The sequence below is a fragment of the Variovorax sp. NFACC27 genome (assembly GCF_048301545.1).
Classification (GTDB): Bacteria; Pseudomonadota; Gammaproteobacteria; order Burkholderiales; family Burkholderiaceae_C; genus Variovorax; species Variovorax gossypii.
The window spans coordinates 3,827,180-3,839,441 of sequence record NZ_CP157613.1; the positions used below are offsets into that span (position 1 = coordinate 3,827,180).

The window sequence follows — 12,262 nt, forward strand, 5'->3', positions numbered from 1 at the left end:
TTGCGTGCCGCTTGCCGGAATTAATTCAAGAGGGTGTGCAGGCCTAAATGACAAATTGAATTGTTATCTTATTGGGAGGTTTGAGGGGAAATTAAAATTGGAAGGCAAATTCACGCAAGGAGGAAAGCTTTCCATGGAATCAAATCGCTCGATTGAGCAACCGGTGGCCGCGGAGAAATCACGCAGGCAATTTCTGCAAACGGGGGCGCGAACTGCGACGGCGCTATTGGGAACTTCAGTTGTTGCCGGATGCGGAGGAGGGAATTCTGGCGGCAGCGTAAACGGCGGGAGTTTTTCGCTTCCAGTAACAAATCCGGCTGCAGAAAACACATCTTCGACCGCATCAACGCAAACCTTGGCCACATCGCCGCCACCACCGCCTCTGGCAAAAAATCCGGTCATCCATTCTTTTTCTCCGGCCCTTGCAATACGAGGAAACGTAATTGTCATCACGGGTGCCGAATTCGACTCGAATACCTTCGTCAGTTTCGGCGGGGTGCCTGCGACGAAGCTCCGCGTCGACTCCGTGAGCCAGATTTCAGCGACCGTGCCCGAGTCGGCCAAGACCGGCGAGATCTCCGTCCGGACGGCCGGAGGAACGGCGCGATCAAGCACTCAGTTGGTGGTGTCGCATGCGCCCAAGTCGGCGGATGGCTACAAGCTCGCATGGCACGACGAGTTCGAGGGCAGTGCCGTAGACCGCGCCAGGTGGAGCCTGGGCACCAACGTTCGCGACGACGCATTCCAGACGGTCGAAGCCGTGAAAGTCGAGAACAGCGTCCTGAAGATCTCGACCTACACGGACTCGTCGACCGGCAGGCACCACACGGGGTGGCTGATCACCAGAGGTCTCTACGAATTCCGCTTCGGATACATCGAGGCCAGCGTCCGTTTCGCATCCAGGCCGGGGCAGTGGGGAGCGGTCTGGTTGATGTCCCAGGCCAACAGGGCGGCCGAGCCGCCGAATCCGGCCGCCGGCGTGGAAGTCGACATCATCGAGCACCGGGCGGTTTCGAAGGACAACGCAGCGGACATCAGCAACGAGTTCTCGAGCGCGGTGCATTGGAACGGCTACGAGAACGGAAAGACGATCTCCCGCGGCAGCGGTCCGCAGCGGCTGCCGGAAAAGCAGTCGTTCTCCAGCTGGCACACGGTGGGTGTGCTCTGGACGCCGGAGGGATACCAGTTCTACCTCGACGGCGCGGAGACGCCGTACGCGACCATCAAGGAAGGCATTTCCCTGAACGACGAATACATCAAGCTCACCTGCGAGATCAAGAACGGCGGCTGGGCGGGCCTCATTCCGCCCGGCGGCTACGGCCCGCTGGGCGCGAGCACCAACGCGACCATGGAAGTCGACTGGGTTCGCGTGTGGCGACCGTAGCGGCTTGACGGTAAGAAGACAGACCAGATGACGCGCGCCACCAGACGCCTCGAACATGCCGGCCAACCCGATCTGTTCGGCGAGGCGCCGGTGGCCGCCATCGAGGGACTGCGCTATGAAAGCGGGTTCCTGTCGCGCGAGGAAGAAGCCGGGCTGCTGCGCATCGTGCAGGCCTTGCCGCTCAAGGAGATGCGCTACAAGGAATACACGGCGCGGCGCCGGGGCACCAGCTTCGGCGGCAGCTACGACTTCGACACCAACCGCCTGAAGCCCGGCGCGCCGCTGCCCGAAGCGCTGCATCCGCTGCGGGCGAAGGCAGCGGCGTGGGCCGGCATGGCGCCCGAGGAACTCACCCACATGCTGATCGCCGAGTACCGGCCCGGCACGCCGTTGGGCTGGCACCGCGACGTGCCGGACTTCGAGGACATCATCGGCGTCTCGCTGCAAGACGACGCGGTGATGCAGTTCCGGCCCTACGTGCGCGGCGCGCCGGCATCGGGGCCCGCCACGCTCGAATTCCTGATCGAGCCGCGCTCCGTGTACCTGCTGCGCGGTCCGGCTCGCTGGGAGTGGCAGCACGCCATCGCGCCGACGAAGGCCTTGCGATACTCGATCACCTTGCGTACCCGGAGGCTGTCCCGCACATGAACCGCACCACTTTCCTCAAGCTGCTCTCGCAGAAGCTGTATCCCGTGCTGAAGGCCGAAGGCTTCCAGGGCTCCGGCCAGACGCTGCGCCGCATCGACGGGCCGTTGATCCATGTGTTCAACGTGCAGGGCGCGAGCGGCGGCAAGGCCTGCTACCTCAACCTCGGCGCGCACCTGGCCTTCCTGCCGAGCGAAGGCGGCGGCACGGTGGCGCCCGAGGAGATGGAGGAGGCAGGCTGCGTCTTCCGCGACCGCATGGAGCCGCCGCCCGGACCGGCCTTCGGCTGGGCCTACGGCACGTCGAAGGAGCAGGCCGAGGAAAACGTGGAATTCATCGTGAGCGAATGGGCCGGCCCGGGCCGTGCCTTCTTCGCCCGGCATGGCAGCTACCCGCAGAGCTTCGAGCAGATGCTGCGCGAAACCGATCCGGGCCAGATCCACGCGCGAACGGCGCTGCATCTCGCGCGCATCGCGGTGCACCTGGGCGACCGCGAGCGGGCGCAGGCGCTGGTCGACGCCGGCCTGGCGCGCGCGCCGGAACGCGCCACGAGCCTGAAGGCGGACCTCGCCAAGGTCCTGCCGGCCTGAGCGGCAGCGCGCTAGCTGCGCGCAGCGGCGACCGAAACGCCCCAGAGGCGCGGCTTGCCTTCCCACACCGCGAAGCCGCTCACGCGCTTGCGCACGGCCCATGCGTCGAGGTCGTTGAACAGCATCACCATCGGCACCTGCTGGATCATCAGCGCGTGGATCTGGTCGAAGAGAACCTGGCGCTTCTTCGGGTCGGACTCGGCGAAGCTCTCGTCGATCAGCTTCTGCGCCTGCGGGTCGTCCCACACCTTGCGCGCCTGCTTGTCCTTCGGGCCCGAGAACTGCTCGTAACTCAGCGCCGGATCGAGGCGCGAGGAATAGCTGAACGAGCTCATCTGGTAGTTGCCGCTGTTGTAGCGGTCGAGCTGCGTGGCCCATTCGAGCACCTCGATCTGCGCATTGATGCCCACCGACTGCATCATGGCCTGCGCCAGCACCGCCACCGTATAGCTGGGCACGTGGGCGCGCTTGTTGGTCTGGATGGTGATCTTCTCGCCCTTGTAGCCGGCCTCGCGCAGCAGCTTCGCGGCCTGCGCGGGGTCGTAGCGCCAGCCCTTCTTCTGGGCGGCGCTGTAGAAGGCCGAGCCCTTGTGGATGGCGGAGTTGTTGACCGAGCCCAGCCCCTCGGAAGCGGCCGCCGCGATCTGTTCGATGTCGAGCGAGGCCGCGATCGCCTGGCGCAGCTTCTGGTTCTTCAGCAGCGGGTCGCGCGTCTGGATCAACAGCACGTTCTTGACGGCCTGGGGCGGTGCCTGCACCGTGAGGTTGCGGTCGTTCTTGAGCTCCTGCGCGTCGCTCGCCGTGATCTGGCCGGCGTCGATGGCGCCGGACTTCAGGCCCGCCGCCGCGGTGGCCGCGTCGGGCACGACGAGAAATTTCACCGAGTCCACCAGCGGCGCCTTCAGGCCGACGTATCCGTCGGACTTGGTGGCGCCGGGCGTCGAGGTGTAGCCCTTGAAGGCCGCCAGCGTGACGTATTCGCCGCGCTTCCACTCGACGAACTTGAAGGGGCCGGTGCCCACGGGCTTGTCCCAGCTGCCGTCGGCCTTCACCGAGCTCTTGTGCAGGATGGCCGTCATGCCGCAGTCGGTGCGCGCGAGCGTGTCGAGAAACACGGCCGAAGGCTTGTTGATCTTCATCACGAAGGTGCTGTCGTCGGGCGTGGTGGTTTCCACCACCTTCAGGCCGTTGCGGCCGTCGTACTCGGCGGTGCAGCGCCAGTCGGTCTTCGGGTCCATGTAGCGCTTCCAGTTCCAGGCCACGTCGGCGGAGGTCAGCGGGGCGTCGTTGTGGAACTTCACTCCCTTGCGCAGCTTGAAGGTGTAGGTCAGGCCGTCCTTCGACACGTCGACCGACTGCGCCAGCAGCGGGCCCACGCTGCCGTCCATGCGATAGCCGACCAGCCCCTCGACGATGTTGAGCACCACGCCGTCGGTGGTGTTGTCACGGTTCACGCCGGGGTTGGTGGAGCGGATGTCGGCGGGCTGGGCCACGGTGATGCTGGTCTGCGCGAAGGCGCCCGATGCGGCAAGGCAGGCTGCCGCGATGGCGGCGTGGCGGAAGTTGAAGAAGCGGGACATGAGGAACTCCTGCGGTGCGATGACAAGAAAGGAAATCAGGCGAAGGCCGGGGCGGACGGAGAGGCCGTAACGGTGGCCGGGGCAGGGGACTCGGCCCCGAAGCGCCAGCGCAGCCGCACGCCGCCGCCGGTTGTCGGCTCCAGCGCCGGAATGGCGGACAGCAGCTTGCGCGTGTAGTCCTGCTGCGGCGCATCGAACACGGTGTCGCGCGAGCCCTGCTCGACGATGCGGCCGTCCTGCATCACGATCACACGGTCGGCGACCTGCTCGACCACGCCGAGGTCATGGCTGATGAAGAGGCACGAGAAACCGTGGCGCTTCTGCAGCTCGGCGAACAGCTCCAGCACCTGCGCGCGCACCGTCACGTCGAGTGCCGACACCGGCTCGTCGGCAATGACGAAGCTCGGCCGCCGCACGATAGCGCGCGCGATGGCCACGCGCTGGCGTTGCCCGCCCGAGAGTTCGTGCGCGTAGCGCTGCGCGAAGCCCGTGCCCAGGCCCACTTCGTCGAGCACCTCCTGCACGCGGCGGGCCTTGTCGGGCGCCGGCATGCCCTTGACCAGTCGCAGGCCTTCGCCCACGAGCTGGCCGATGGTCATGCGCGGATCGAGCGAGGCGTACGGGTCCTGGAACACCATCTGGCACTGCAGCCGGTAGTCGGACCAGCCGGCGTCGGAGCGCAGGATGGGCCGGCCGTTGAAGAGGATCTCGCCGCCGCTGGGCTTGAGCAGCCCGGCGATGGTGCGGCCCAGCGTGGTCTTGCCGGAACCCGAGCCGCCGACCACCGCGACCACCTCGCGCGGCCGCACGACGAGGTCGATGCCGTGCAGCGCTCGCTTGGGCGTGGCCTTGGCGAACAGGCGGCGATGACCCGCGTAGTCGACCACCAGGTTGCGCACCTCGACCACCGGTGCCTGGTCGGTCACCTGCCGCGCGGGCAGGCGGCGGGGCATGGCCTGCAGCAGCTCGCGGGTGTATTCGTGCTTCGGACGTTCGAGCATCTCGTCGGTGCGGCCGGTTTCCTTCACCTCGCCGTGGCGCATCACGACCATGCGCTGGGTGAAGCGGGCCACCATCGGCAGGTCGTGGCTGATCATCAGCACGGCGGTGCTGTGTTCGCGCGTGAGGCCGACCATGAGTTCCAGCACATCGCGCTGCACCACGGCGTCGAGCGCGGTGGTGGGCTCGTCGGCGATGAGCAGCGCGGGCTCCAGCAGCATCACCGAGGCCAGCATCATCCGTTGCCGCATGCCGCCCGAGAACTCGTGCGGCCACGCATCGAGCGTGCCCTTGGGGTCGCGGATGCCGACGCGCGCCAGCATGTCGAGGATGCGTTCCTGCCGTACTGCCGGCGACAGGTTGCGCCGGTGCAGCGCGAGCGCTTCGCCGAGCTGCCTGCCGATGGTCATCGACGGGTTCAGCGAGGTCATCGGCTCCTGGAACACCATGCCCACGCGCGCGCCGCGCAGTTCGCGCAGCCGCGCCGGCTTCGCCTGTGCCAGGTCTTCGCCCTCGAACAGGATGCGCCCGGCGGCGCGCACCAGCGGCGGGGGCGTGAGTCCCATGACGGCGCGCGCGGCCTGCGTCTTGCCGCTGCCCGATTCGCCGACGATGCCGACCATCTCGCCCGGCGCGATGTCGAAGGACACGTTGCGCACGATCTCTCGCCCGCCGGCGCCGACGGTGATCGTCAGCCCTTCCACGCTGACCAGTGGGGTTGCCTGTGAACTCATTGGACGCCCTTCATGCGCGGATCGAGCCAGTCGCGCACCGCGTCGCCCAGCAGGTTGATGCCCAGCAGCGTCAGCGCGATGCACAGGCCCGGAAGAATCGAGAGATAGCTGGCCTGCGCCATGAACGGGCGGGCAGAAGCGAGCATGTTGCCCCAGGTGGGTGCCGGCGGCGGCACGCCCAGACCGAGGAAGGACAGCGCGCTCTCGGCCAATATCACCCAGCCGAACATCGACGTGGCCAGCACCGTGAGCGGCGCGGTGCAGTTGGGCAGCACGTGGCGCACCATGGTGTAGAGCTCGGAGTTGCCCAGCACGCGCGAGGATTCGATGAACTCCTTCTCGCGCAGCGACAGCACCGTGCCGCGCACGATGCGCGTCACCGAGGGCGTGTAGGCCAGCCCGAGCGCCAGCACGATGCCGTACTGGTTCGCGCCCACCACCGCGAGCAGCCCCAGCGCCAGCAGCAGGCCCGGAAAGGCCAGCAGCGCGTTGTTGAAGGCCATCACGATGCGGTCGGTCCAGCCGCGCAGGAAGCCCGTCAGCACGCCGACGATGCTGCCCATCACGATCGAGAAGCCGACCGTCAGCGTCGCGATCCACACGCTGGTGGCGGCGCCGGCCATGAGTCGCGAGAGCTCGTCGCGGCCGAATTCGTCGGTGCCCAGCGGGAAGGCGCCGCCGGGCAGCTTCAGGCGCGAGCCGAAGTTGATGCGCAGCGGATCGTGCGGCGTCCACACGAGGCTGACGAGCGCCGCGGCCACGATCAGGCCGACGATGGCGATGCCGATCAGTGCGTTGAGGGGAATGCGCTTCTTGCGTTTCATCGTTGTCATTCGACGGCCACTCGAGGGTCGAAGAAGGGGTAGCAAAGGTCGATGACGAGGTTCACCACCACGTAGATCACCGCCACGAAGAGCAGGCAGCCCTGGATCACCGGGTAGTCGCGCGCGAAGATCGCGTCGACCAGCAGCCGGCCCAGGCCCGGAATGGTGAACACCGTCTCCACCACCGCGATGCCGCCGAGCAGGTTGCCCAGCACCAGGCCGATCAGCGTCCAGGTCGGGCCGAAGGCGTTGCGGAAGGCATGGCGCATCAGCACCGCACGCTCCGACAGGCCCTTGGCGCGCGCATGGGTGATGTAGTCCAGCCGCAGCACCTCGAGCGTGCTGGCGCGCGCCATGCGCATCAGCACGCCGATCTCGTGCAGGAACAGCGTGAGTATCGGCAGCACCAGATAGAGCAGGCCGTTCTTCCAGTCTTCGGAAATGCCCACGTAGCCCACCACCGGCAGCCAGCCCAGCTTCAGGCCGAACAGCAGCAGAAGCAGCAGGCCGAGCCAGAAGGTCGGAATGGACACCAGCAGCGTCGCCGCGCCCACCAGCAGCAGGTCGGGCGAGCGGTTCTGCTTCCACGCGGCGATCATGCCGGCGGGCACAGCCACCATCGCGGCCAGCGCCACGGCCACCAGCACGATGCGGCCGCTGATGAGAAAGCGGTCGGTCACGAGCGAGAGCACGTCCTGCCCGGTGTTGATGGACGTGCCCAGGTCGCCCTGCAGCACGTGGCCGAACCAGATGCCGAACTGCGCCGGCACGGAGCGGTCGAGGCCGAGGCGCTCGCGCAGCTCGGCCAGGCTGGCGGGCGTGGCGAGGTCGCCCAGCAGCAGCTGCGCGGGGTCGCCGGGAATCAGCCGTATCAGCACGAACACCGACACCGCCACGATCAGCAGTGTGGGGATCGCCATCGCGATGCGGGAGGCTGCGAAGCGGAACATGTGCAGTCTTCCTTGGTCGTTGCCTGCGGTGGCCTCAGGCCGGGGACGGCGCTGCGCGCACCGCCTGCAGCGCCTGGGCGAAGAAGTCCTGCACGTGGTCCACGCAGGCCAGCCCGTTGTGCGGCACGTTGTCCAGCAGGTCGAAGCTCACCTTGACGCCCGCCGCCTCGAAGGAGCGGCGCAGCGTTTCCAGCCGCTCGGGCCGGGTGCGGCCGGCATCGTTGGCACCGGGCATGTAGTACTTGCCGCCCTCGCGGTGCGTGATCTCCCAGGTCTCGATGTCGGCCTTGCCGGCGATCATGTGGACCGGCACGCGGCGCAGGGCCTCGAGGTTCATCGGCTTGCCGAAGCGGTCCGCGAAATCCTTCGTGCCCACCCACCAGCCTTGCTCGGGGTCGATCAGCGTGACCGAGCCCGGCGCGCCGATCGACACGGCCCACAGGCGCTCGGGGTGCAGCATCGCGAAGCGGTTGGCGAACTGGCCGCCGCCCGAATAGCCGAAGAGGGCGAAGCGGCTGAAGTCGCAGCCGAACTTCTCCGCCACTTCTTCGACCATGTCCAGCAGGATGCGGTCGTAGTGGATGTCGGCCTCGATCAGGTGCTTGAAGCCGTCGCGGTTGCCGTCGCCGCGCACGCCGGCCGGGAACAGCGGGCACAGCACGATGCAGTCGTTCCACCTGGCGAAGCCGCTGAAGGCCTCGCGGTAGTTGACGAAGGCGCGGCCGGTGCCGTGCACCACCACCACCAGCTGCATCGGCCGCGTGCCGGGCTTGCCGACGTGCTCGGGCACGTAGGTGCAGTAGGAAAAGCGCGGGTCGCTGCGCGAGGCGTAGATGGTGCTGGGGCCCAGGTCGTAGATGGCGCGGGCGCGCTGGTCGGCAAAGGCCGTGGGTGCTTCGGCGGGAGTGCTGGTGTTCATGGAGTGCGGGGCGATCAGAGCGTGTATTCCTGGAAATTGCGGGCTTCGTAGGGCTTGCGCGCCACCCACATGACGCGGTTGGCCGCGTCCATGAGCGTGGTGGCGACGGTGGCCGAGATGCTGCTGAAGTCGGCCGGCTTCGGTGTGCGCAGCACGCCGTCGGGCTTGCCGAACTCGTCGGCCAGCGCGGCCTTGACGTGGCTCCAGTCGATGCGGTCTCCGGCGCGGCGCAGGGCGTTCTCCACGCGGTGCTGGCGGTAGATGCTGTCGGGCCGCTGCGGCAGGCCGGGGTCGCGCAGCTTCACGACGGCGGCGGGCGACATCCAGTGGTTGGCGTGCACCAGCAGGTCGTTCTCGGGCAAGGTCCAGAAGATCTCGCCGGGCGAGGTCTCGAGGCTGATGCCCGAGCCGTCGTTGCCGGTGGACTGGGCCAGGATCATGTTGTTGGCGCAGTAGCGCTTGGAAGCCCAGATGGTCTTCATCGCCTGCGCGAGGTTCGCGGCTTCCAGCACGCGGCGGCGCAGCAGCACGAGCGGCACGCCGGCGCCTTTCTGGAAGTCTTCATGGCAGGTCAGCGAATTGCCGGTGAGCGACACGCCGTTGCTGTTGAAGCCGTGCCGCGCGAGCGCGCCGGCCTCGGTAAAGGTGAGCATGTCGGGGCCGCCGGCGTTGCGGATGCGCAGCACGATGCCGGTGTCCACGCATTCCTGGCGCCAGTCCCAGTTGTGGGCGTGCATCAGGCGGCCGGTGGCCGAGCGCGCGGGCAGCACGACGAGGCCGGTGCAGTCACCGTCCTCCGAGGGGGGCGCATCCGCAGCGGGTTCGGGGGAGCGCTTCATGTCGGCGTAGCCGAAGAGCATCTCGGTGCGGCAGTTGATCATCACGATGTCTTCGAGCGGCACGCCCGCGCCTTCGGCGATGCCGCGCATCTCCTCGAGGTAGCTCGCGTCGTAGGCCTCGATCAGCGGGAGCATCGATTGCGCCAGGCGGCGGATGGTGGCGTCGTCCAGGCCGCGGCGGCCGAGCTGCGCGCGGTAGAGCGCGACGCCGCCGGCCACGCGCTCGGGCACGGCGCGGCCGTGCTGCAGGCCGCGCTCGCGTGGCGTACCGGAAACATCGACAAGGGGAAAGTATTGGAGGGCGGTCATGGAGTGCTTGCTTTTCGGGGTGATCCTGTCATCTGCCTGCCGCCTGAAGGCGCTAAGGCGACGACCTTGGCCCGCATTGTTTTGCAAGCACAGGAAAAAATAAATTTAAAAAATATTTAGAATTAATAAACAAATTCTTTCTTATTCGCCAATGCGTGCCCGGGCATGAGCAGCATCCGATTCCTTCGCACCTTCGTCGCCGCGGCCCGCGGCGGTTCCTTCGCGGCGGCGGCCGACCAGGTCGCGCTCACCCAGGCGGCCGTGGGCCAGCAGATGCGCGCGCTCGAGGCAGAGCTGAAGAAGACGCTGTTCGACAAGACGGGCCGCACCATGGTGCTGAGCCCTGCGGGGCATCTGCTGCTGCCGCGCGCCGAGGAGCTGCTCGCGCAGTACGAGTCCATGCGCCGCGACCTGCAGGACCAGCGGCAGATCGCGGGCACCATCAAGCTCGGCTCGCTCATCACCGCCATGGGCCTGCTGTCGAGCACGCTGGCGCAGCTCAAGTCGCTGCATCCGAACCTCGAAGTCGAGCTGCGCGTGCGGGAGCAGACCCAGCTGATGCAGGACGTGGTGAGCGGCGAGCTCGATGCGGCCGTGGTCGTCGAGCGGCAATGGCCCGAGGCGCCGGGCCTGCTGTGGACGCCGTGTTACGACGAGACGCTCACGGTACTTGCCAACTCGAGCATCGCCTCGCCGGACGCGAGCATCGCGACCCTGTTCGCGACCCAGCCCTTCATCCGCTTCGACCGGCGCACGCCCACCGGCGCGCGCATCGACCGCATCCTGCGGCGCCTGCAGCTGGTGCCCAAGGAGTTCCTGGAGCTCAACTCGCTGCTGGCCATTGCCGAGCTGGTACGCAAGAACGTCGGCTTCAGCATGGTGCCGCTGCTGAAGAACTTCGACTGGGAGAGCGATCCGGCGCTGAGCGTGCTGCAGCTGCCCGGCAGGCCGGTGGCGCGTCGCGTCGGCATGCTGGAGAACGGGCGGCGCAGCCACATCACCGGCGTGGTCCGCGAGGAGATGCTGGCGCACCTGCGGCGCATGAAGCCGAGCTCCTGAGTGCAGGGGAACGCCGGACAACGCTGACGCCCGGCGCGCGCGTCTTCTTACCCACGGCGCGCGCGGCGCGCCCAGCATGGAAGCTCCTCAACCAACCGCAGGAGCAAGGCATGCCCAGAGGCGACAAGTCGTCCTACACGGACAAGCAGAAGCGACAGGCCGAACACATCGAGAAAGGCTACGAGCATCGCGGCGTGGGCAAGGGCGAGGCCGAGCGCCGCGCCTGGGCCACGGTGAATGCCGAGACCGGCGGCGGCAAGAAGAGCGGCTCCGGCCGAGGCAAGGCCGAGAACCACGGGCCTTCGCGCAAGGGCGGAAGGCTGGGCGGCGCGGCAGCGGCGCACCGCACGGCGGCCGAGCGGTCGGCCTCGGCGAAGAAGGCCGCCGCCACGCGCAAGCGCAACGCCGAGAAGCGCGGCTGAACCGACGGGAGCCGCCGATGCACATCATCCTCGGAGCGACCGGCCACGTCGGCTCGGCGCTGGCTCAGGCCCTGCTCGAGCGCAGCGAGCCGGTAACGGTGGTCACGCGCGACGCGCACAAGGCCGAGGCCCTGCGTACCAAGGGCGCGCACGTGGTGCAGGCCGACGTGTTCGACACGCACGCGTTGCACCGCATCTTCATGGGCGGACATCGCGTCTTCGTGCTGAACCCGCCTGCGGCGCCGGCCACCGACACGGTGGCCGAGGAGCACAGGAGCCTGCGCGCCATTCTTTCGGCGCTCGAAGGCTGCAGGCCCGAGAAGATCGTTGCAGAGTCGACCTACGGAGCGCAGCCCGGCGAAGGCCTTGGCGACCTGGGCGTGCTGTACGACATGGAACAGGCGCTGGGTGCCGGGCCGGTGCCGTTCAGCGCCATCCGCGCCGCCTACTACATGAGCAACTGGGACGCCTCGCTGGACACCGCGCGCAAGGAGGGCAAGGTCTACAGCATGTTCCCCGCCGACTTCAGGCTGCCGATGGTGGCGCCGCACGATCTCGGCCAGTTCGCCGCGAAGCTGATGCTCGGCCCGGCCGAATCCTCCGGGCCGCACCATGTCGAAGGGCCGCAGCGCTATTCGCCCGGCGACGTGGCGCGGGCTTTTTCGGAGGCGCTGGGAAAGCCGGTGGAACTGGTCGAGACGCCGCGTGCGCAACTGGAGCAGGCGTTCGAGTCGCTGGGTTTTTCCGGTGCCGCCGCCAGGTCGTACGCCGCCATGACGCGCGCCACGCTGGACGAGCACTACGAGCCGCCCGTGAAGCCCGTGCGAGGCGAGATTCCGCTGCGCGACTACATCGTGGCACTGGTTAGAAAGAGCTCGGGCTGAGCTGCCTGGCGCGGGCTGCTGAAACCAGCCATCGTGCATGTCCGAAATCCGCTTGCTTCGCCGCGAAGGCCCGGAAACCGGACATTCATGACCTGTTTCTGGCGCCAGCCGGACAACTTGCGTT

The 12,262-nt window shown here is 67.6% G+C and carries 13 protein-coding genes; 6 read left to right on the forward strand and 7 right to left on the reverse strand.

Translation table 11 applies throughout. The features are described from left to right. Positions 1–63: 63 nt before the first annotated feature. The gene (locus ABL840_RS17965; RefSeq protein ID WP_418116393.1) at positions 64–453 is read right to left on the reverse strand and encodes a hypothetical protein; all 390 of its coding nucleotides are present in this window, start codon (positions 451–453) and stop codon (positions 64–66) included. Here ABL840_RS17965 and ABL840_RS17970 point away from each other — a divergent pair. The 3 genes from ABL840_RS17970 to ABL840_RS17980 are packed head-to-tail and all read left to right on the forward strand — an operon-like array spanning position 356 to position 2,619. Continuing rightward, positions 356–1,384, forward strand: a complete 1,029-nt coding sequence (locus ABL840_RS17970; protein ID WP_176947502.1) for a family 16 glycosylhydrolase — start codon at positions 356–358, stop codon at positions 1,382–1,384. The genes ABL840_RS17965 and ABL840_RS17970 overlap by 98 nt on opposite strands. 27 nt (positions 1,385–1,411) lie before the next feature. Then, positions 1,412–2,032 (forward strand): alpha-ketoglutarate-dependent dioxygenase AlkB, encoded by a 621-nt coding sequence (locus ABL840_RS17975; protein ID WP_093195266.1) that lies wholly within the window; start codon positions 1,412–1,414, stop codon positions 2,030–2,032. Continuing rightward, positions 2,029–2,619 (forward strand): DUF4304 domain-containing protein, encoded by a 591-nt coding sequence (locus tag ABL840_RS17980; RefSeq protein ID WP_093303134.1) that lies wholly within the window; start codon positions 2,029–2,031, stop codon positions 2,617–2,619. Before ABL840_RS17975 ends, ABL840_RS17980 begins: the two co-directional genes overlap by 4 nt. An 11-nt stretch (positions 2,620–2,630) precedes the next feature. Here the strand turns inward: ABL840_RS17980 and ABL840_RS17985 are convergent, their stop codons facing one another. The 6 genes from ABL840_RS17985 to ABL840_RS18010 are packed head-to-tail and all read right to left on the reverse strand — an operon-like array spanning position 2,631 to position 9,773. Further along, a complete protein-coding gene (locus tag ABL840_RS17985; RefSeq protein ID WP_093303136.1) occupies positions 2,631–4,199 on the reverse strand; it encodes an ABC transporter substrate-binding protein in 1,569 nt (522 codons plus the stop codon). A 35-nt stretch (positions 4,200–4,234) separates the two neighbouring features. Continuing rightward, entirely contained in the window at positions 4,235–5,932 is a 1,698-nt protein-coding gene (locus ABL840_RS17990; RefSeq protein ID WP_093303139.1) for an ABC transporter ATP-binding protein, read from the reverse strand. Next, positions 5,929–6,756 (reverse strand): ABC transporter permease, encoded by an 828-nt coding sequence (locus tag ABL840_RS17995; protein WP_093303141.1) that lies wholly within the window; start codon positions 6,754–6,756, stop codon positions 5,929–5,931. Before ABL840_RS17995 ends, ABL840_RS17990 begins: the two co-directional genes overlap by 4 nt. A gap of 5 nt (positions 6,757–6,761) precedes the next feature. Continuing rightward, positions 6,762–7,706: an ABC transporter permease gene (locus ABL840_RS18000; RefSeq protein ID WP_093195261.1), complete on the reverse strand. Its 945-nt coding sequence runs from the start codon at positions 7,704–7,706 to the stop codon at positions 6,762–6,764. A gap of 34 nt (positions 7,707–7,740) precedes the next feature. Next, on the reverse strand, positions 7,741–8,625 hold the full coding sequence (locus ABL840_RS18005) for a hydrolase (RefSeq protein WP_093195260.1): 885 nt from the start codon (positions 8,623–8,625) through the stop codon (positions 7,741–7,743). A 14-nt stretch (positions 8,626–8,639) separates the two neighbouring features. Then, positions 8,640–9,773 (reverse strand): C45 family autoproteolytic acyltransferase/hydolase, encoded by a 1,134-nt coding sequence (locus ABL840_RS18010; RefSeq protein ID WP_093303144.1) that lies wholly within the window; start codon positions 9,771–9,773, stop codon positions 8,640–8,642. Between the two features lie 165 nt (positions 9,774–9,938). Between ABL840_RS18010 and ABL840_RS18015 the strand changes: the two genes are divergently transcribed. The 3 genes from ABL840_RS18015 to ABL840_RS18025 all read left to right on the forward strand — a co-directional run bounded on the left by ABL840_RS18015 (position 9,939) and on the right by ABL840_RS18025 (position 12,138). Next, entirely contained in the window at positions 9,939–10,832 is an 894-nt protein-coding gene (locus ABL840_RS18015) for a LysR substrate-binding domain-containing protein (RefSeq protein ID WP_093303147.1), read from the forward strand. Between the two features lie 110 nt (positions 10,833–10,942). After that, the gene (locus ABL840_RS18020; protein ID WP_093195257.1) at positions 10,943–11,254 is read left to right on the forward strand and encodes a plasmid stabilization protein; all 312 of its coding nucleotides are present in this window, start codon (positions 10,943–10,945) and stop codon (positions 11,252–11,254) included. Between the two features lie 17 nt (positions 11,255–11,271). Then, positions 11,272–12,138 (forward strand): NmrA family NAD(P)-binding protein, encoded by an 867-nt coding sequence (locus ABL840_RS18025; RefSeq protein ID WP_093303149.1) that lies wholly within the window; start codon positions 11,272–11,274, stop codon positions 12,136–12,138. Positions 12,139–12,262: the final 124 nt, after the last annotated feature.

Coding starts and splice junctions, on each gene's coding strand:
- ABL840_RS17975 (WP_093195266.1), top strand. CDS start 1,412: ATGACGCGCGCCACCAGACGCCTCGAACATGCCGGCCAACCCGATCTG.
- ABL840_RS17980 (WP_093303134.1), top strand. CDS start 2,029: ATGAACCGCACCACTTTCCTCAAGCTGCTCTCGCAGAAGCTGTATCCC.
- ABL840_RS17985 (WP_093303136.1), bottom strand. CDS start 4,199: ATGTCCCGCTTCTTCAACTTCCGCCACGCCGCCATCGCGGCAGCCTGC.
- ABL840_RS17990 (WP_093303139.1), bottom strand. CDS start 5,932: ATGAGTTCACAGGCAACCCCACTGGTCAGCGTGGAAGGGCTGACGATC.
- ABL840_RS17995 (WP_093303141.1), bottom strand. CDS start 6,756: ATGAAACGCAAGAAGCGCATTCCCCTCAACGCACTGATCGGCATCGCC.
- ABL840_RS18000 (WP_093195261.1), bottom strand. CDS start 7,706: ATGTTCCGCTTCGCAGCCTCCCGCATCGCGATGGCGATCCCCACACTG.
- ABL840_RS18005 (WP_093195260.1), bottom strand. CDS start 8,625: ATGAACACCAGCACTCCCGCCGAAGCACCCACGGCCTTTGCCGACCAG.
- ABL840_RS18010 (WP_093303144.1), bottom strand. CDS start 9,773: ATGACCGCCCTCCAATACTTTCCCCTTGTCGATGTTTCCGGTACGCCA.
- ABL840_RS18015 (WP_093303147.1), top strand. CDS start 9,939: ATGAGCAGCATCCGATTCCTTCGCACCTTCGTCGCCGCGGCCCGCGGC.
- ABL840_RS18020 (WP_093195257.1), top strand. CDS start 10,943: ATGCCCAGAGGCGACAAGTCGTCCTACACGGACAAGCAGAAGCGACAG.
- ABL840_RS18025 (WP_093303149.1), top strand. CDS start 11,272: ATGCACATCATCCTCGGAGCGACCGGCCACGTCGGCTCGGCGCTGGCT.